20 protein-coding genes are annotated in these 18,764 nt (G+C 64.1%); 16 read left to right on the top strand and 4 right to left on the bottom strand.

The genetic code is table 11. The annotated features are described in order from the left end of the window. The first annotated feature begins 173 nt into the window (after positions 1–173). The gene (locus Q4543_RS10465; RefSeq protein WP_216004765.1) at positions 174–380 is read left to right on the top strand and encodes a cold-shock protein; all 207 of its coding nucleotides are present in this window, start codon (positions 174–176) and stop codon (positions 378–380) included. 131 nt (positions 381–511) lie between these two features. Here Q4543_RS10465 and Q4543_RS10460 read toward each other — a convergent pair whose 3' ends face one another. Beyond that, entirely contained in the window at positions 512–1,414 is a 903-nt protein-coding gene (locus tag Q4543_RS10460) for a LysR family transcriptional regulator (protein WP_303438014.1), read from the bottom strand. Between the two features lie 97 nt (positions 1,415–1,511). On the opposite strand from Q4543_RS10460, the gene metF reads away from it, so the two are divergent. The 4 genes from metF (at position 1,512) to Q4543_RS10440 (ending at position 5,358) form a co-directional block, all read left to right on the top strand. Next, positions 1,512–2,378, top strand: coding sequence for a methylenetetrahydrofolate reductase [NAD(P)H] (metF, locus tag Q4543_RS10455; RefSeq protein WP_303438012.1), 867 nt, complete (start codon positions 1,512–1,514; stop codon positions 2,376–2,378). A 253-nt stretch (positions 2,379–2,631) separates the two neighbouring features. Continuing rightward, positions 2,632–3,408 (top strand): mannosyl-3-phosphoglycerate phosphatase, encoded by a 777-nt coding sequence (locus tag Q4543_RS10450; protein ID WP_303438009.1) that lies wholly within the window; start codon positions 2,632–2,634, stop codon positions 3,406–3,408. 6 nt (positions 3,409–3,414) lie between these two features. Further along, positions 3,415–4,641, top strand: a complete 1,227-nt coding sequence (locus Q4543_RS10445) for a glycosyl transferase (protein WP_216004761.1) — start codon at positions 3,415–3,417, stop codon at positions 4,639–4,641. A 72-nt stretch (positions 4,642–4,713) separates the two neighbouring features. Continuing rightward, positions 4,714–5,358 carry a bifunctional 4-hydroxy-2-oxoglutarate aldolase/2-dehydro-3-deoxy-phosphogluconate aldolase gene (locus Q4543_RS10440; RefSeq protein WP_216004760.1) on the top strand — a complete coding sequence of 215 codons (645 nt, stop codon included), beginning with the start codon at positions 4,714–4,716 and terminating at the stop codon, positions 5,356–5,358. Positions 5,359–5,404: 46 nt separating this feature from the next. Here the strand turns inward: Q4543_RS10440 and Q4543_RS10435 are convergent, their stop codons facing one another. Continuing rightward, complete coding sequence (locus tag Q4543_RS10435) at positions 5,405–6,253, bottom strand: DUF6456 domain-containing protein (protein ID WP_368502155.1); 849 nt, start codon at positions 6,251–6,253, stop codon at positions 5,405–5,407. Between the two features lie 491 nt (positions 6,254–6,744). Here Q4543_RS10435 and Q4543_RS10430 point away from each other — a divergent pair, with 491 nt between their 5' ends. The 11 genes from Q4543_RS10430 to Q4543_RS10380 all read left to right on the top strand — a co-directional run bounded on the left by Q4543_RS10430 (position 6,745) and on the right by Q4543_RS10380 (position 16,774). Beyond that, positions 6,745–7,029: a DUF6477 family protein gene (locus tag Q4543_RS10430; protein ID WP_303438004.1), complete on the top strand. Its 285-nt coding sequence runs from the start codon at positions 6,745–6,747 to the stop codon at positions 7,027–7,029. A 203-nt stretch (positions 7,030–7,232) separates the two neighbouring features. After that, entirely contained in the window at positions 7,233–8,798 is a 1,566-nt protein-coding gene (guaA, locus tag Q4543_RS10425) for a glutamine-hydrolyzing GMP synthase (protein WP_303438002.1), read from the top strand. Positions 8,799–8,801: 3 nt separating this feature from the next. Further along, positions 8,802–9,833, top strand: a complete 1,032-nt coding sequence (locus Q4543_RS10420; RefSeq protein WP_303438000.1) for a glycosyltransferase family 2 protein — start codon at positions 8,802–8,804, stop codon at positions 9,831–9,833. A 70-nt stretch (positions 9,834–9,903) separates the two neighbouring features. Further along, positions 9,904–10,176 carry a putative quinol monooxygenase gene (locus tag Q4543_RS10415; protein WP_303437997.1) on the top strand — a complete coding sequence of 91 codons (273 nt, stop codon included), beginning with the start codon at positions 9,904–9,906 and terminating at the stop codon, positions 10,174–10,176. Beyond that, complete coding sequence (locus tag Q4543_RS10410; protein WP_303437994.1) at positions 10,173–11,045, top strand: DMT family transporter; 873 nt, start codon at positions 10,173–10,175, stop codon at positions 11,043–11,045. Before Q4543_RS10415 ends, Q4543_RS10410 begins: the two co-directional genes overlap by 4 nt. A 119-nt stretch (positions 11,046–11,164) precedes the next feature. After that, entirely contained in the window at positions 11,165–12,322 is a 1,158-nt protein-coding gene (locus tag Q4543_RS10405; RefSeq protein ID WP_303437992.1) for an OmpP1/FadL family transporter, read from the top strand. 99 nt (positions 12,323–12,421) lie between these two features. Beyond that, entirely contained in the window at positions 12,422–13,279 is an 858-nt protein-coding gene (locus Q4543_RS10400; RefSeq protein ID WP_303437989.1) for an ATPase, read from the top strand. A gap of 61 nt (positions 13,280–13,340) precedes the next feature. Then, positions 13,341–14,297, top strand: coding sequence for a homoserine O-succinyltransferase (gene metA / locus Q4543_RS10395; protein ID WP_303437986.1), 957 nt, complete (start codon positions 13,341–13,343; stop codon positions 14,295–14,297). After that, positions 14,294–15,229 carry an alpha/beta fold hydrolase gene (locus Q4543_RS10390; protein ID WP_303437983.1) on the top strand — a complete coding sequence of 312 codons (936 nt, stop codon included), beginning with the start codon at positions 14,294–14,296 and terminating at the stop codon, positions 15,227–15,229. Before metA ends, Q4543_RS10390 begins: the two co-directional genes overlap by 4 nt. A 58-nt stretch (positions 15,230–15,287) precedes the next feature. Then, positions 15,288–16,157 carry a polyphosphate kinase 2 gene (gene ppk2, locus Q4543_RS10385; protein WP_303437981.1) on the top strand — a complete coding sequence of 290 codons (870 nt, stop codon included), beginning with the start codon at positions 15,288–15,290 and terminating at the stop codon, positions 16,155–16,157. Continuing rightward, positions 16,157–16,774, top strand: a complete 618-nt coding sequence (locus Q4543_RS10380) for a TetR/AcrR family transcriptional regulator (RefSeq protein ID WP_216004748.1) — start codon at positions 16,157–16,159, stop codon at positions 16,772–16,774. Before ppk2 ends, Q4543_RS10380 begins: the two co-directional genes overlap by 1 nt. Here the strand turns inward: Q4543_RS10380 and Q4543_RS10375 are convergent. Beyond that, positions 16,771–17,913, bottom strand: coding sequence for a glycosyltransferase (locus Q4543_RS10375; RefSeq protein WP_303437979.1), 1,143 nt, complete (start codon positions 17,911–17,913; stop codon positions 16,771–16,773). The genes Q4543_RS10380 and Q4543_RS10375 overlap by 4 nt on opposite strands. 20 nt (positions 17,914–17,933) lie before the next feature. Continuing rightward, complete coding sequence (locus tag Q4543_RS10370) at positions 17,934–18,695, bottom strand: putative nucleotide-diphospho-sugar transferase (RefSeq protein ID WP_303437978.1); 762 nt, start codon at positions 18,693–18,695, stop codon at positions 17,934–17,936. Positions 18,696–18,764 lie beyond the last annotated feature (69 nt).

The following is an 18,764-nucleotide window of genomic DNA, read 5'->3' as shown; positions in this document are numbered from 1 at the left end:
GCGAAGTGTTTCTCTTGATTTTTACATCGCCTGTGTAACGCTTTGGAATGTGACTTCGTCGATCAGTTCCGGAAGACCAGCCCAACCGCTGACTTCCTGCTGAAGGCGAATGTAGCGAGGCGTCCGGGACACCGGGCTATTGTATCGACGACGATTGTAAGGAGCACGGGAACATGCCAAGCGGCACCGTGAAATGGTTCAACACCACCAAAGGCTATGGTTTCATCGCTCCGGAAGAGGGCGGAAAAGACGTATTTGTGCATATCTCGGCGGTTGAGCGGTCGGGCCTGACGGGGCTCGCCGACAACCAGAAGGTGAGCTATGAACTCAAGGAAGGGCGGGATGGCCGGATGATGGCCTCCGATCTCAAGACGCAGTGAACTGGCCCTGTTCGCAGGTGATGTAATCAAGGCCCGGCCCTCGCGGCGACGCGGACCGGGCCATTCCATGCCATCGCACTAGGGCATCGTACTGGGGCATCTCACTGGGCCATCGCAAAACAGGCGCGCCGTCAGGCCTGAAGGCGCCGCGCCTCCTGCCCGGCAAGGCGGACAAGATCGGTCATGAACGGCTTTGCAAGATCGCTGCTGCGCGTTGCCGCATACAGGCTGCGCTTCAGCCCGGTCTTCGTCAGCGGGCGCGTGACGTAATCCGAGCTGTACTTCACCTCGCGCACCACCCAGTCGGGCAGCACCGAAACCCCCCGGTTCGACGCCACCAGAAGCAGGATGACCGCCGTCAGCTCGACCTGCCGGATCGCCGCCGGTTCAACTTTGGCCGGCCCCAGAAGTTGCGAGAACACATCCAGCCGCGCGCGATCCACCGGGTAGGTGATCAGCGTCTCGCCGCGAAAATCCTGCGCCTCGATCCATGGCTTGGCCGCCAGCGGATGCGCCGCCGCCGCCACGAAGACCGGGCTGTAATCGAACAGCGGTGTGAAAGTGACGCCCGGCAGGGTCTCGGGATCGGACGAGATCACCACATCGACCTCTTCCCTGACCAGCGCCGGCAGGGCGTCAAAGGCCAGCCCGGGACGGATATCGACATCCACATCCGGCCAGCTGCGGCGAAACGCTTCGAGCACCGGAAACAGCCATTCGAAACAGGCGTGGCATTCGATGGCAATGTGCAGCCGCCCGGATTTTCCGGCGCGCAGCCCGGCGAATTCCTCTTGCAAGGCTTCGACCTGCGGCAGCACCTGATCGGCCAGCCGCAGCAGGCGCAGCCCGGCGGCGGACAGTTTCATCGGCTTGGCGCGCCGCACGAAAAGCTCGACCCCGGCCTGCTCTTCGAGCCCCTTGATCTGATGCGACAGCGCCGATTGCGTGATGTTCAGCTGATCGGCGGCGCGGGCCAGACCGCCGGCCTCGTGGATCGCCTTGACGGTGCGAAGGTGCCGAAATTCGATGTGCATCCTCAAATCCTCCTCATGTTCTTGATGAGATATATGAGTTTGTCTCACTAGGGTCGATATGTCACAAGGGCGCCGCAACACGCAAGGACTTCGCCTGATGACCCGCCCCGAGATCTCGTTTGAATTTTTCCCGCCCCGCAACATCGAGGGGACGTTCCGGCTGTGGGACACGGTACAGACCCTGTCGCCGCTGCGCCCGCGCTTTGTGTCGGTGACCTATGGCGCCGGTGGCACCACGCGTGAGCTGACCCGCGAAGTGGTGGCGACTCTGCACAAGCATTCGGGGCTGAAGGTTGCTGCGCATCTGACTTGCGTCGATGCCACCCGCGACGAGACGCTGGCCATCGCCGAGCAGTTCCGCGCCGCTGGCGTAACCGACATTGTGGCGCTGCGCGGCGATCCGCCCAAGGGCGATGCGGGCTTTACCGCCCATCCCGATGGTTTTGCCAGCTCGGTCGAGCTGATCACCGCGCTGCGCGAGTCGGGCGATTTCAACATTCGCGTCGGCGCCTATCCCGACATCCACCCCGAGGCAGCCTCGGCGCAGGCGGATATCGACTGGCTCAAGCGCAAGCTCGATGCCGGTGCCTCCGAAGCGCTGACGCAGTTCTTCTTCGAGGCCGAGACGTTTTTCCGTTTCCGCGACGCGTGTGTGAAGGCTGGCATCGACAAGCCGATCATCCCCGGCATCTTCCCGATCGAGAACTGGAAGGGCGCGCGCCGCTTTGCCGAAGGCTGCGGCACCAAGATCCCCGGCTGGGTGATCGAGGCGTTCGAGACCGCCGAAAAGGATGGCCGTCAGGATCTGCTGGCGACGGCGATGTGCACCGAACTGTGCTCGGAGCTGATCGACGGCGGCGTCGAGCAGCTGCATTTCTACACGCTGAATCGCCCCGAGCTGACCCGCGATGTCTGCGAGGCGCTTGGCGTCACGGCAACGGCCCCGCTGGGCGCTGTCGCCTGAGCCTATCCTGATCGGCATGGATCCGGCTTAGCGCTGGGTCCATGTCAAGCTCCGGCCCCGCTTGCAGGCGCGCGACGGTCAGAACTGCCGGGATTGCGTCTCGCCTGCCCCGTTGCGCTGTTCGTGGCGACTTGAGGCGCGTCAAGATCAGCCAGCAACGCTGCGGCTGATTGCAGCGCCATCATGCGACAGCCATTTGCTCTGTGCGAACATTCTGCTTAACCTTGCTGCAGGGCAGCAAAGGGGCGCGCAGGTGACACCGATCGTCTTTACCGATCTGGACGGAACGCTTCTGGATCACGACAGCTACAGCTACGCTGCGGCGCAGCCTGCGCTTGATGCGTTGCGGCGGGCGGGCATTCCGCTGATCCTTGCCAGTTCAAAGACCGCCGCCGAGATCGCCCCGCTGCACGCCGCCCTTGGCCTTGGCGACTGGCCGATCATCGCTGAAAACGGTGCGGCGCGGCTGATTCCCGGCGCGGCCGTGAGCGACAGATCGATCTACCACAGGTTGCGCTCGACGCTAGACGCGCTGCCAGCTGATCTGCGTGCGCCCTATCGCGGCTTTGGCGATATGGACGATGCCGAGGTGGCGCGCATCACCGGACTGCCTCTGCCGGGCGCGGCGCTGGCCCGCGCGCGCCAGTACAGCGAACCGGGCCTGTGGTCGGGCAGCGCGGCGGGGCTGGACGCGTTTCTGGCGGCGCTTGGCGCGCAGGGCATCACCGCGCGGCGCGGCGGGCGGTTCCTGACCCTGTCCTTTGGCGGCACCAAGGCCGGGCAGATGGCCGCAATCATGCGCGATCTTGGCCGTGACACCGCCATCGCCCTTGGCGATGCCCCCAACGATATCGAAATGATCGAAACCGCCCGCTATGGCATTGTCATCCGCAATGACCATGGCAGCGGCATTGCGCCCCTTGCGGGCGAAGCCACCGGGCGTATCCTGCGCAGCACCAGCCCCGGCCCCAGCGGCTGGAACACCGAACTCCTTGCTCTGCTCGGCAGGCTTGGCGTCACCGAAGGATAGACCTGAATGGCGGATTTCCAGCAAAACGGCAACATCGCGCAGTTTCACAACCTGCGCACGCGCCCCCTAGAAGAGATGATCTACGAGCTTGAGACGTTTTCGCAAAGCCGCAAGATCTCGTTGATTCTGCCGTCGCTGTTTTCCGAGCTGGAAGGCGACGCGCTGCCCAACATCCTGTCGGAGCTGGCCAAGGTCAGCTACCTGCACCGCATCATCATCGGGCTCGACCGCGCGGACGAAGCGCAGTATCGCCACGCCCGCAGCTTTTTCAGCGTGTTGCCGCAACAGACCACGGTGATCTGGAACGACAGCCCGAGGATGCTGGACATCCAGAGGCGGCTCAAGGAGCTGGGCCTTGGGTCGGTCGAGCCGGGCAAGGGCAAGAACGTCTGGGGCTGCATGGGCTACCTGATTTCCTGCGCCGACAGCGCGGTGATGGCGATCCACGATTGCGACATCGTCACCTATAAGCGCGAGATGCTCGACCGGCTGGTCTATCCCGTGGCCAACCCGACCTTTCCCTACCAGCTGTCCAAGGGCTATTACGCCCGCGTCGGCAATGGCAAGCTCAACGGGCGGGTGACTCGGCTGCTGGTCTCGCCGCTGCTGATCGCGCTCAAGCGCACCATCGGCGATCGCGATTACATCGATTATCTGCGCGCCTTCCGCTATCCGCTGTCGGGCGAAATGGCGCTACGCACCGGGCTGTTGCCGGATCTGCGCATCCCCTCGGACTGGGGGCTGGAAATCGGCGTGCTGTCCGAAGCGTGGCGCAATCTCGGGCCGCGGCAGGTCTGCCAGGTCGAGGTGGCGGACAATTACGATCACAAGCATCAGGATCTGTCGCCCGAGGATGCCAGCAAGGGCCTGTCGCGCATGTCGACCGACATCTGCAAGGCGATTTACCGCAAGCTTGCCGCCGATGGCACGGTGTTCACGCCGCATGTGTTCCGCACGCTGAAGGCGACCTATTACCGCTCGGCGCTGGATCTGCTCGAGGCCTATTGGGCCGATGCGCGGATGAACGGGCTGCAGATCGACCGCCATGCCGAGGAACGCAGCATCGAGATGTTCGGCGAAAACATCACCCTTGCCGGGCAGATGTTCATCGAGAACCCGCAAGAAACGCCCTTTATCCCGACATGGAACCGGGTGCATTCCGCCGATCCGACCCTGCTTGCCGATTATCGGGCCGCGGTTGCGGCGGATGAGGCAGAGTTCACCCCGGCGTGATGTTAGCGCCTTACATCCCCAGCCCGTTCCATGGTAAAGGGCAGACAATTTCCCATCTTCAAGAGGCTTGCCATGATCACCCCGCAAGACGCCAGCATCCGTGCCGAAAAGCTTTGCCGTATGGCTCCGATCATCCCCGTCATCGTCGTGAACGATGTGGCCCATGCCGTGCCGATGGCACAGGCGCTGGTCGCGGGCGGTCTGCCGGTGCTGGAGGTGACGCTGCGCACCCCCTGCGCGCTTGAAGCCATCGCCGAGATGGCGAAGGTCGAGGGCGGCGTGGTCGGTGCCGGAACCCTGCTGACCCCCGAAGACGTGCGAAAGGCTGTCGATGCCGGCGCGACCTTTGGCGTTTCGCCCGGCGCAACCGACCGTCTGCTGGATGCCTGCGAAGAAGCGGGCCTGCCGCTGCTGCCCGGCGCTGCCACGGCCTCCGAAGCGATGGCGCTGCTGGAGCGCGGCTATACGGTGCAGAAGTTCTTTCCGGCAGAAGCTTCGGGCGGCGCTCCGGCGCTCAAGGGGATCGGCGCGCCGCTGCCGCAGATCCGCTTTTGCCCGACCGGCGGCGTCAACCTGAAGAACGCTGGCGATTACCTGTCGCTGCCCAACGTGCTGTGCTGCGGTGGCAGTTGGGTCGCTCCGGGCGATGCGGTCGCCGCAGGCGACTGGGCCCGGATCGAGGCGCTTGCCGCCGAAGCGGCCGCGCTTCCGCGCTGAACAGATAGGACCATGGCCCCGAAGCAGCAGCTTCGGGGCTGCGTCATCAGCCGATCAGCCCGCCGCCGGGCATGCGGTTTTCGGCGTAATGGCGGCTGAGACGCTGAAGCGCGATCCGCAGCACCACCTTGCCCGAGCGCGCCGCCCAGCCCATGCGCTTTTCCGTGGTCTCGAGGCCTTCGAGATAGCAGCAGCATTGCAGCGCCACATCGCCCAGCCCCGGCCCCAGATCCCGCAGCGCCGCGATCAGCCGCGCTTGCGCCGCATCTGGCCCGCGTGAGGCGTCATCGCCGCTGATGCCACCGGCACCGCCGCTAAGATACCGATCCCAGTTCTGTGTTCCGCGGGATCCCATCTGCGCCAGTTCGAAATCCTCGCGCAGACGCTCTCCTGCGCGCACGAGGTCATCCGTCAGGAAGGTCTCGCCCTGGGCATCGCGGCGGCGGGCCAGCAGCACCAGCGGGCTTTCCGCCATCACGTGCCGCCGGCGCGCCTGCGGATCGGCGGCGGCGGCGGCCATCGCCTGTTCCGCTTCGCGCGAGGTGCCAAAGCCTGCCTGCGCCTCGGCAAAGCCGCGCAGCTTGCTTTCCTGCTCGGCCAGCAGCTTGCTCAGCGCCGTGCGCCCCGCAGGCGTGATGCGATAGCGCGAAATCCGCCCCGGCGCATCGCAGGCGATCCAGCCCTTGAGCGCCATCGCTTGCGCGATCGGCGAGTCAACCACCGCCGTGCGCTGGTTGCCACCGTCGCCGGTGTCGCGGACCACGACGGCCTTGTCCATTTCCGCCGCGACCGCCAGCATCGCCCCGCTTTCGCAAAGCCGCCGAAGCACGCGACGCGCCTCGTTTGACAGCTTGGTGGCATCCGGCGTCAGTTCATCGCTGAGAGGCTCTTTCATTCCATCCATCTCCTTCATGGAATGTTGCGACAATCTCGCCTGAAGCTTGCCAAGGCGTCTAAGCGCCCCGTCAACCAGAGGATCGTCCCGCAACGTTTCGATCCGGCGGACCTGCCGCAGAACCGTCGACGCGTGACATCCCGCTTCACGCGCCAGTTTCCGTATCGCCTCTCCGCCCTCGGTATGGGCGAGGTAGTTTCTTGCATCCTCCGGCACCCAGGCCGGCAGCTCTTGTGCCGTTTCGGCACCGGATCGGCAGAGCAACATGACGTATCCCCTCGATCTTCTTTCAGTCCACAGAGTTATCCCCAGAGCGATGCAACCATGACGGGAGCTAGTTACTTCAAAGTTAACGTCTCTGCGTGTTCTCTAAATTCCCTGACAATTTCTAAACAAAGGTGAAATGACCGGGCTCGCACTGCGCCCTTCCCGCAACACCTGCCCCAGACGTGCCATGTTTCGACCACACTCACGAAGAGGGAAACGTGAACATGCAGGATATCCTGAGTCTGATGAACAGCCTTCGCCGCCCGCGTCTTCTGGTGCACACCGCCCGGATCGGGGCGGATGACTACCGGCGCGAAAAGCACCTTCGCCGCATCCTGCCGGGGCTTGCCCCCGGGCGCAGCGGCCCGGTGCTGATGAGGCTGATCGAGATCGAGGCCAGCCTCGACGCCAGCCGCCGGGCATCGGATGCCAGCTATTCGGTGGCCCGCCACATCGAGGTGCTGGCAGCAATGCTGGGCGAAGCGCGCCTGATGCGCGAGCGCGCCTGATCGCGTTGCACCCTCCCATTGGCCGTGGGGATCGGCCTTTGGGCCCCGTGCACGACGACACAGCCACTTAGGCGCGGGCGGCGGGTCTCTCCCACGGGATCAACCCCGACCTGCTGGCATCGATCGCATGATTTTCGAGGCGCGCGCCCGCAACCGGTGCGCAGCCTCTTGCGCAAGCGACAAAGCGACCCTAAAGCACGGGCATGACCCAGCATGACCGACTGCTCATCATCGATTTCGGCTCTCAGGTGACGCAGCTTATTGCGCGGCGCCTGCGCGAGCTCGACGTCTTCTGCGAAATCCATCCCTATCAGAACGTCACCGACGCCTTCCTCGAAGATTTCGCCCCCAAGGCGATCATCTTCTCGGGCGGGCCGGACAGCGTGACGCGCGAGGGATCGCCCCGGCCGCCGAAAAAGGCCTATGAACTGGGCGTGCCGATCCTTGGCATCTGCTATGGCCAGCAGGTCATGATGCAGGATCTTGGCGGCAAGGTAGAGGCGGGGCAAAGCCATACCGCCGAATTCGGCCGCGCCTACGTGACCCCCAAAGACGACCGCATCGACCTTCTGGCCGGCTGGTTCCTTGACGGAAACGGGCGCGAACAGGTCTGGATGAGCCACGGCGACCACGTCTCGGAAATCGCTCCGGGCTTCGAGGTCTACGCCACCTCGCCCGGCGCGCCCTTTGCCATCACCGCCGATCTGGAGCGCCGGTTCTATGCCGTGCAGTTCCACCCCGAGGTGCACCACACCCCGAACGGCAAGACGCTCTACGAGAATTTCATCAAGGACGCGGGCTTTACCGGCGACTGGACCATGGGTGCCTACCGCGAGGAAGCGGTGCAGAAGATCCGCGATCAGGTCGGCGATGCGCCGGTGATCTGCGCCCTGTCGGGGGGCGTCGACAGTTCCGTCGCCGCCGCCCTGCTGCACGAGGCCATCGGCGATCAGCTGACTTGCGTCTTTGTCGATCACGGCTTGCTGCGCCTCAACGAGGCCGAGGAAGTCGTCGGCATGTTCCGCGACCACATGAACCTCAAGGTGATCCACGCGCAGGAACAAGAGCTGTTCCTTGGCGAGCTTGAGGGCGTCTCTGACCCCGAGACCAAGCGCAAGATCATCGGCAAGCTGTTCATCGACGTGTTCCAGAAATACGCCGATCAGATCGAAGGTGCGCAATTCCTTGCGCAAGGCACGCTGTATCCCGACGTGATCGAAAGCGTCAGCTTCAGCGGTGGGCCCAGCGTCACCATCAAGAGCCACCACAACGTCGGCGGCCTGCCGGAAAAGATGGGCCTCAAGCTGGTCGAACCGCTGCGCGAGCTGTTCAAGGACGAGGTCCGCGTGCTGGGCCGTGAACTGGGCCTGCCCGCCAGCTTCATCGGCCGCCATCCCTTCCCCGGCCCCGGCCTTGCGATCCGCTGCCCGGGCGAGATCACCCGCGAAAAGCTGGAGATCCTGCGCAAGGCGGATGCGGTCTATATCGACCAGATCCGCAAGCATGGCCTGTATGACGAGATCTGGCAGGCCTTTGTCGCGATTCTACCGGTGCGCACCGTGGGCGTGATGGGCGACGGGCGCACCTATGATTATGCCTGTGCGCTGCGGGCGGTGACCTCGGTCGATGGCATGACGGCGGATTACTATCCGTTCAGCCACGAATTCCTGGGCGAGACGGCAACGCGGATCATCAACGAGGTCAAGGGCATCAACCGCTGCACCTATGACATCACCTCGAAACCGCCCGGAACCATCGAGTGGGAATGAGGCGTGGCGCTTTACGCCCCTGAGCCGGACGATATTCGCATCGTCGGCAATGATCTGACGGACCGGCCGGGGCTCAGCCTCGTGTCGGTCCTTCGCAATGAAAGCTACCTGCTACCGGCGTTTCTGGAGCACTACCGCGCGCTTGGCGTCGAACGCTTCGTGCTGCTCGATGATCGTTCTGACGATGGGTCTGCCGCGTTTCTCGCCGAACAGCCTGACGTGATGCTCTTGCAAAGCAGCCGCCGCTACGGCGACAGCGTGCCCGAATCCGAACGCCCACCAACCGTGCGCAGCAACGATTACCGCCAGATCCACCTGTGGCGCAGCGCGCTGGCCAACCGGTTCTGCGACGGGCGCTGGATGGTGCAATGCGACATCGACGAATTCGCCTGCCTGCCGCCGGGACGTCGCCTGCCCGATCTGTGCGCCCTGCTCGATCAGCGCGGCGAAGCCGGGGCGTGGGGCGGCATGATCGATCTCTATCCCGCGCATGTGTCTGATCTTGCCCCTGGTGCGCCCGGCGCCGACGATCCGCGCGGCGCCACGTGGTATTTCGATGGCACGCGGCATTTCTCGCTGCGCGATGGCGGCCCGCCGCGGCATCGCTACGAGGGCGCGCGCAGCCGCCTGAACCGCTCGCTGATCGACGGGCAGGAGCCGCTGTCGCTGCGCGCGCGGCTCAAGCTGAAATGGCTCGGCGCGCGCAAATCGCCTTCGGGGCGGTTCGTGAAGCCGCTGTTGCAGAAATGGCAGCGCGGCACATGGTACCTGTCCTCGCACGAGATCTCGCGCCCGCTGTCGGCACACATACTGATTCCGTTGCTGCATTACCGCTACACCCCGGCGCTCTATGCCAAGGTGGCATGGGCGATCACCGACGGTGGCTATTCCAAGGGCAATTCCGATTACCACACCATCGACAAGCTGCTCGAGGCGATGGCGCGCAAGCAGGCGGGCTTTCTTGGCCCCAATTCGCGCAAACTGACCGGCTACGCCGATCTGAAGGCAACCGGCAACGCCATCGGGCTCGACTAAGCGTCTGAAGCATCTTGTCCTTTGCCAGATCACCGGGCAGTGTCGCCGCCAGTGCAGGAGGAGACGCACCGTGGCCCAGATCATCTTGACCGGCACCCTGACCTGCCCGCCAGAGCGGGCGCAATCGGTGCGCGACGCCCTGCCCGAGCATCTGCGCCTGACCCGCGCCGAACCGGGCTGCATTACCTTTGATGTGCAGGAATCCGCGCCGGGCGTGTTCGACGTGAGCGAGCGTTTTGCCAGCCGCGCCGCGTTCGACGCACACCAGCAGCACGCCGGGCAAAGCGCATGGGCCGAGATCACCCGCGGCTGCCCGCGCGATTACGCGATTTGCGAAGCATGAGCCCGACGTTTCAGGCCGTTCTGTGGATGTCGGGCTCGGTGGTGTCCTTCACCGCCATGGCCTTGGCGGGGCGCGCCATCAGCCTCGAACTCGATACGTTCGAGATCATGCTCTATCGCTCGGTCATCGGCTTTTTCATCGTGATTGCCGCACTGGCCCTGACCGGCCAGTTCCAACAGGTGACGCGGCGCCGGCTGGGCCTGCACGCGCTGCGCAACCTGAGCCATTTCACCGGACAGAACCTGTGGTTCTTCGCCGTTGCCTCGATCCCGCTGGCGCAGGTGTTCGCGCTGGAATTCACCTCGCCGCTCTGGGTCATCCTGATCTCGCCGCTGATCCTGGGCGAGCGCATCACGGCAACCCGCGCGCTGTCAGCGGTCATCGGCTTTCTCGGCATCCTGATCGTTGCCCGGCCTTCGCCCGAAACCCTGTCGCCGGGGTTGATCGCGGCGGCGGGCTGCGCCGTGGGCTTTGCCGGATCGGCGGTGTTCACCCGCAGGCTGACCCGCACCGAGACCGCCGGCTGCGTGCTGTTCTGGCTGACCGCGATGCAGGCGGTGTTCGGCCTGATCTGCGCCGGATATGACGGCGATATCGCCTTGCCGGGGCTGCACAGCTGGCCGCTGGTCGCGGTGATCGCCGTCGCCGGGCTGGTGGCGCATTACTGCCTGACCACCGCGCTTAGCCTTGCCCCGGCGCCGGTGGTGATTCCCATCGACTTTGCGCGCCTGCCGATGGTGGCGATCCTTGGAATGCTGATCTACGCCGAGTCGCTCGACCCTTACGTGTTCCTTGGCGCAGCGATCATCTTTGGGGCGAACTACCTCAATATCCTCAAGGAAACCCGTCCGCGCCCCTCTGTCTCGTGAAAATGACGTGGCGGCGCTTTACGCAAGCTCACGTATCGTAAAGAATTGACTGGCAAATCAGTGGCTCGCTACCCTGATTGGCGGAGGACGAGCAGGCAATGAGGGAGGAGGGTGACGCTATGCAGACGTCGCTTAAGGGGGCTGTCGTTGTCGCCCTGAGTACCGGTGCGGTTCAGGCCGGCGGCATAGAACGCACGCCGCAATCGCCCTTGCTGCTTTACGAGACCGGCAATGTTCTGGAGGTCAGCCTTGCCTATGCGTCGCCGCAACTGACCGGCAAGAACCAGAGCCCGCCGTTCCCGGCGCAGGATTTCGACAATGCCGGGCGGGATTTCTACCTGCCGTCCTTTGCGCTGAAATACGACCTGACAGAGACATGGGCGCTTGGGGTGATCTATGAGCGCCCGTTCGGCGCGGATGTGGCCTATGGCGACGAAAACGTGGTGCTGGGCGGGACCACGGCACAGGCATCGACACACGCGCTGACGACGCTGCTGAAATACCGGATCAACGACAATTTCAGCGCCTTCGGCGGGATTCGCCTGCAACAGGCCTCGGGGCGGATCCATCTTGAGGGCCTCGCCTACGGCGCGGTCAGCGGCTATACCGTCGATCTCGACAAGGCCACCGGCACCGGTTACGTCGCGGGTGTCGCGTATGAAATCCCCGATATCGCGCTGCGCGTCGTGCTGACCTACAGCTCGGCAATCACCCACGACATGAAAACCCGCGAATCCGGGCCTGCGATTCCGGTCGACGTGACCGGCGACGGCGTGCCCGATGTGTCTTTGCCGCTGCTCGACGGCAGCGGCAGCACCGAGGTCAAGACACCGACCAGCTGGACCCTCGATTTTCAGACCGGCATCATGGCAGATACGCTGCTGTTCGGGTCGGTGCGCTACCTCAAGCACCGCGAATTCCGCGTCGACCCCGACAGTTTCGTTCTTGTGACCGGGGACGGGCTGATCGATCTTGACGACACCACCGCCTATACGCTCGGCATCGGACGCAGGTTCAACGACCGGATCTCGGGGGCCATCAGCGCAACCTTCGAGGCGCCGACCGACATCCTCGTCTCGCCGCTGGCGCCAACATCCGGCTACACGCAACTGCGCCTCGCGGGGGCCTACAAGGCAAGCGAGCAGGTGACGCTGTCGGGCGCTGTCAGCCATTTCTGGCTCGGGGATGGCAAGCCGCAGACCGCACAGACCGCAAGGGCGAATTTTTCCGACAACCACGCCTGGGGCATTGGCCTCAAGGTGTCGTACCACTTCTGATCGGCGCTCCCGTCTCCGGCGCGGGGGGATACGGTTTGACGATGCCCTCGGGCGCGATTACGCCTTGCCGGGTTCATATTGTCAGGGATCTTGGCCACGATGCTTTACCAAACTGCCGCCGACTGGCGCACCGCGCAGCATAAGCGTGTCGTGATCTTTGCCATGTCGGGGCTGGGCAAGACCCATGTCTCGTCGATGCTGCGCCAGTCGGGCGACTGGTTTCATTACTCGATCGATTACCGCATCGGCACCCGCTACATGGAGGAATACATCGCCGACAACGCCAAGCGCGAGGCGATGAAAGTGCCGTTCCTGCGTGAACTGCTGCTGTCGGATTCGATCTATATCGGGTCGAACCTGACCTTCGACAATCTCAAGCCGGTGTCGGCCTATCTGGGCAAGCCGGGCGATCCGGCGCGCGGCGGGTTGCCGATGCAGACCTATCAGCAGCGTCAGGACCAGTTTCGCCGCGCCGAGGAACAGGCGCTGCTCGACACGCGCTATTTCATCGACCGGGCGCAGGATCTCTATGGCTATCCGCATTTCGTCTGCGACACCGGCGGGTCGATCTGCGAATGGGTCGATGCCGAAGATGCGGCCGATCCGATCCTGACCGAACTGTCGCGCAGCGCGCTGATGGTCTGGGTGCGCGGCTCCGATGCCCACACCGAAGAGCTGATCCGCCGCTTTGACCGCGAGCCCAAGCCGATGGCCTACCAACCCGCCTTTCTGGCCCGCAGCTGGGCGGCCTATCTTGCGCAGACCGGCCTGTCCGAAGATCAGGTCGATCCCGACAGCTTCATCCGCTGGACCTATGCGCAGGCGCTGGCCCATCGCCAGCCGCGCTACGAGGCGATGGCGCGCAATTGGGGCGTGACGGTCGAAGCCTCCGACATGGCAACGGTGCGCGACGAGGCTGATTTCACCGAAGTCATCGCCGCCGCCCTGCCCGGCTAAGCTTGTTTTCCGGGCGTCTTCGCCCTATTTTCTCTGGTCTGTCCAATCGCTGCGAGCTGCCATGCCCATCCGTCTGCCGTCCGATCTTCCCGCCTATGATGTCCTCACCCGTGAGGGCGTCTCTCTCATGGACGAAGACAGCGCCGCGCGGCAGGACATCCGGCCGATTCGCATCGCGCTGCTCAACCTCATGCCCAAGAAGATCCAGACCGAAACCCAGTTCGCCCGGCTGATCGGCGCGACGCCGCTGCAGATCGAATTTTCGCTGATCCGCATGAGCGAACATCAGACCCGCAACACCGCCGCCGAGCATATGGAGGCGTTCTATCGCCCCTTCACCGAGGTCGAGGCCACGGGTGAGAAATTCGACGGGCTGGTGATCACCGGCGCGCCGATCGAACATCTGCCCTTTGACGAGGTGTCCTACTGGGACGAGCTGACGCGCATCTTCGCCTGGACGCAGACCCATGTGCATTCGACCTTTGGCGTGTGCTGGGGCGCGATGGCGATGATCCATCATTTCCACGGCGTGCAAAAGCATATGCTGGAACACAAGGCCTTTGGCTGCGTGCGCCATCGCAACCTTGAACCCGCCTCGCCGTTCCTGCGCGGGTTTTCCGATGACATGGTCATGCCGGTGTCGCGCTGGACAGAGGTGCGCCGCGCCGAGGTCGAGGCCGCGGGGCTGCCTGTGCTGATCCATTCGCCCGAAACCGGCCCGGCGCTGGTCGAAGATCGATGCCATCGGGCGCTGTATATCTTCAACCATCTCGAATATGATTCCGGCACGCTGAAGGAAGAATACGACCGCGATATCGCCTCGGGCACGCCGATCAATATCCCGGCGAATTATTATCCCGATGACGACCCCTCGCAGCCGCCGCAGAACCGTTGGCGCAGCCATGCCCATCTGCTTTACGGCAACTGGATCAACGAGATCTACCAGACCACCCCGTTCGATCTGGCGCGGATCGGGGTCGAATCCACCGACTGGCGCGCCCGCGCAGGGGCGGCATGAAGCGGCGCGGCTTTTGCGCGATGCTGCTGGCGCTTGGCGCTTGCGGCACCGGCAAAAGCGCCGCGAAGGACGCAGAAACCCGTTATCCGCCCGAGGGGCGCTTTTTGAACGTCAATGGCCACCGGGTGCATTACGTCGAAAAGGGCGCTGGCCCGCCGCTGGTGCTGATCCACGGCGCCAGCGGCAGTCTGCGCGACTGGACCTATGGCGCGGTGGACCGGCTGTCGGCGCGCTACCGCATCATCGCCTTTGATCGCCCCGGCCTTGGCTACACCCCCAGCCTCGATTCCGACGGCGCGTCGATCTTCGAACAGGCCGATCTGCTGTCTGGCGCCGCGCGCCAGCTTGGCGCAGCGCGGCCCATCGTGCTGGGGCACAGCTATGGCGGCGCGGTGGCGCTGGCATGGGCGCAGCGGCATCCTGATGCGGTGTCGGGCCTCGTTCTGGTCTCGGCGCCCTCGCAGACATGGGACACCGGGCTGCCGTTTTTCTACCGGCTCAGCGCTGGGCCATTGCGCGGCATCGCCAATCCGGCCATCGCCTCGCTGGCCTCGGAATCGCAGGTGCAGCAGGCCATCGCCTCGGTGTTCGCGCCGCAGCCAGTGCCGCCGGGCTATGCAGACCACATCGGCGCGGCGCTGGCGCTGCGCCCGGACTCGCTGCGCGAGAATGCCTTGCAGCGCGCCTCGCTGAAATCCGAGATCGCGCAGATGGTGCCGCGCTACCCCACGCTCGACCTGCCGGTGGAACTGCTGCATGGCGACGCTGACACCACCGTCGGGCTCAACATCCATTCGGTGCCAACAGCGCGGCAGATCCCCGGCGCGCGGCTGACGGTGCTGCCCGGCGTCGGCCACGCGGCGCAGCATGTGCGCGCCATCCAGATGGACGCTGCCATCGACCGCACCGCCCGCCGCGCGGGTTTGCGTTAAACCGCGCCGCGTCCCATATTGACTTGCAAGACAAAGATCAAAAAAAGGACAGCAGGCCGTGACCCTTCCCTTCGACGGTGCCATTTCCGAGTTTTACAACAACGACGCCCCGGACGAGATCCGCAACGCGCTCAAACGTTCCGATTCCGATGACATCCTGTCGACTTCCTATCCTTATTCCGAAGAAATGAAGAAAAAGGCCTACGAGAAAGAGATGGCCGCGCTGCAGATCGAACTGGTCAAGATGCAGGCCTGGGCGCGCGAAACCGGCCAGCGCATCGCCATCGTGTTCGAGGGCCGCGACGCTGCCGGCAAGGGTGGCACCATCAAGCGGCTGCGCGAAAACCTCAACCCGCGGGGGGCGCGGGTGGTGGCGCTGTCAAAACCCTCGGATACCGAGGCAACGCAATGGTATTTCCAGCGCTATATCGAACATCTGCCCGCAGGCGGAGAAATGGTGTTCTTCGACCGCAGTTGGTACAATCGCGGCGTGGTGGAAAAGGTCTTTGGTTTTTGTACCGAATCCGAGCGCGAGCATTTCTTTGCGCAGGTGCCGCAATTCGAACAGATGCTGGTGAACGAGGGCATCCGCCTGTTCAAGTTCTGGCTCAACGTCGGGCGGGCCGAACAGCTGCGCCGGTTTCTGTCCCGCGAAAAAGACCCGCTGAAGCAATGGAAGCTCAGCTGGATCGACGCCGAAGGGCTCAAACGCTGGGATGACTACAGCGCCGCGATCGAGGAAACCCTGTCGCGCAGCCACAGCGCGCAGGCGCCTTGGACGGTGATCCGCGCCGATGACAAGAAACGCGCCCGGCTGGCAGCGATCCGCCATGTTCTGAGTCATCTCGATTACACCCAGAAATCCGACAAGGCGCTGGGGGCGCCCGATCCGAAAATCCTCGGCGGTCCGGAGATCTGGAACGCCTGATGGGAAAGCGCGGCTATCATCATGGCAACCTGCGACAGGCGCTGGTCGATGCGGCGCTCGATCTGATCGAACAGAAGGGCCCCACCGGCTTTACCCTGTCAGAGGCGGCAAAGCTGGCGGGCGTGACCCCGGCGGCGGTCTACCGCCATTTCGAGGGGCGTGAAGACCTGATCGCCGAAGCCGCGCGGCAGGGCTATGAGATCTTTGCCGATGTGATGCAATTTGCCTATGACAGCGGCCAACCCTCGGCACTGGCGGCGTTCGAGGCGACCGGCCGCGCCTATATCGCCTTTGCGCGCAAACATCCGGGGCATTACATCTCGATGTTCGAAAGCGGCATTTCGGTCAACCATTCGCCCGAGCTGGCGGCGGTATCCTCCCGCGCGCGCCGGGTGTTCGAGCGCGCCGCCGAAGACCTGTCGCGCCACATCCCGCCGCAAAAGCGGCCCCCTGCCAGCATGTTCTCGGCCCATATCTGGGCGATGAGCCACGGCGTTGTCGAGCTTTACGCCCGCAATTCGCCCGGCACGCAATCGCCCTTTCCGCCCGAAGACCTGCTGGAATCGGGCATCGGCATTTATCTGCGCGGGCTTGGCCTGCTGCCGCCCGACGCCTAGCGCAAGCTGGCGCAGATGGTGTCTTCGAGCCGGATCAGAAGCGCGGCGTTGTCATAGCGCGCAACGGCGGTATCCCGCGCGGCCTGCGCCATGGCGGCGCGCTGCTCCGGTGCAAGCGCCAGCGCCTGCGCCAGCGCCGCCGTATAGCCCGGCGCATCATGTTCGGGCACCAGAAAGCCGGTTTCGCCTTCGCTCACCGCCTCGGGGATGCCCGCATGCCGGGTCGAGACGATGATACAGCCCGCCGCCATCGCTTCCTGAATCGAGGTCGGCAGTCCCTCGGTATTGCCATTGCGGGCGGTGACGGAATGCTGGGCATAGATCTGCGCGCGTTCCAGATGGGCGCGCACCGCGTCATGCGGCAAGGCGCCGGGCAGTGACACCTTGTCGCCCAGACCCAGTTCTGCCACGAGCGCGCGGGCCGGCTCATACAACTCGCCATCTCCGATCAGGGTCAGATGAGCATGGGGGTGGTTTTTCGACGCTTCGGCAAAGGCACGGATGGTCAGCAGCGGATGCTTTTTCTCGACAAATCGCCCGATGCCCAGCACGCTTCCGGGGCGTTTCTCGCCCGGCACAAAGCGGCGCACATCGACCCCAGAGGGAATGACGTGGGCGTTGGGATGCACCACGCCAACCGCCGCGAGGTTGTCGAGCAAGGACTGGCTGACCGCAAACACCCCCGCAAGGCGCGGCATCATCCGCCGGTAGGCGCGCTGCACATGGGTGTGCCGCAGCCGGGAAGACGCATCAGCGCCGCGAAAATAGCAGAACATCGGAATCCCGAGCGCATTGGCGATGGGCGCAAGCGCCACGCCTTGCGGGCCGAATTCGGCGAGGATCACGTCAGGGCGATGCTGGTCAAGAAAATCCCCAACAGCGCGCCGCGCCGCGCCCCAAGGCACCCGGTTCGAGCCGTGCACCAGATGGCCCCTCAGCCGAGCAGTGGGCGCGATCAGCCGGTCGAGCATTGGCCGCGAAATATCGTCAAGCGCCAGATACCGCCCATCCTTCGGCGCATCTGGCGTCAACTGGTCCGCGATCACGCAGACCGCCCCGCCGAACAGATGCTGGATGTGCCGGTTTACGAAGGTCTGACCGGGGGTGATACAGGTCTCGACAACGATGCAGGGTCTCATGAAGGCCTTTCGGGATCGGGTCACAAATCTAGCTGTTTGCGCCGGTATCGGACAAGCCCGCGCACCAGCCCCGGTGCCAGCCGGATCCACCTTGCCCACCGTAGCCATTCACGCCGCTTGCGCGAGCGCCGCCCAAGGTTCTTGAAATGCAGCACCTTGCCGGTGCGCCGCCCGGTATCGTTGAACACCCTTGGATCAAGTCGAGCAAGTGACAGCCCGTCGCGTGTCTCGGCCTTGGATGACGGGTCCAGAGACCAGCCTTTCAACACCTCACTCATCGCCCGTTGATCCGAAAACTCGCTGGAGGCACACAGATCGCGCCACCGCTCTAGCACCGCGCGCGATGCCTCGGACCCCGAGAAATACAGGAAGCCCGCATTGATCTTGCCATTCTGCTGCAGATCATCGTTCGACAGTTCATCGGGATGGCGCGGCGTGACAGCCAGATCGGCGTTCAGAAAGTCTCCCATGACAATCGCTTCGGTCAGCAACATGTCGGCATCCAGATACAGGCAGGGCTGCCCGGCGTTCAGCACATGCGCAATCGCGGTCGGCTTGTGGGTGGTGCGGATGTAGCCATCGGCGTTGATCTGATTGTACTCCGCCGCCACGTCGATGCTGACAAGAGGCGATTTGATCGAGGCTTTCTGCGCATCGGTCAGGCCAAGATCGAATACCGTAGGATAACGCCCCATCACCGCATGGATGTTGCGTTCGAAGACGCGCAGGATCTCGTAGAACTGCGCATCGGCGCAGGTGATGATCTCGAACTCCGGCGTCATTGCAGCCATCCCCGATCGCCAAGACGAAAAAAGGCCGCCGAACCAACGGCGACCCTTCTGAATGCATGA

The sequence above is a fragment of the Salipiger sp. 1_MG-2023 genome (genome assembly GCF_030547555.1).
Taxonomy (GTDB): domain Bacteria; phylum Pseudomonadota; class Alphaproteobacteria; order Rhodobacterales; family Rhodobacteraceae; genus Salipiger.
This window is presented reverse-complemented; position numbering and strand designations above follow the sequence as displayed.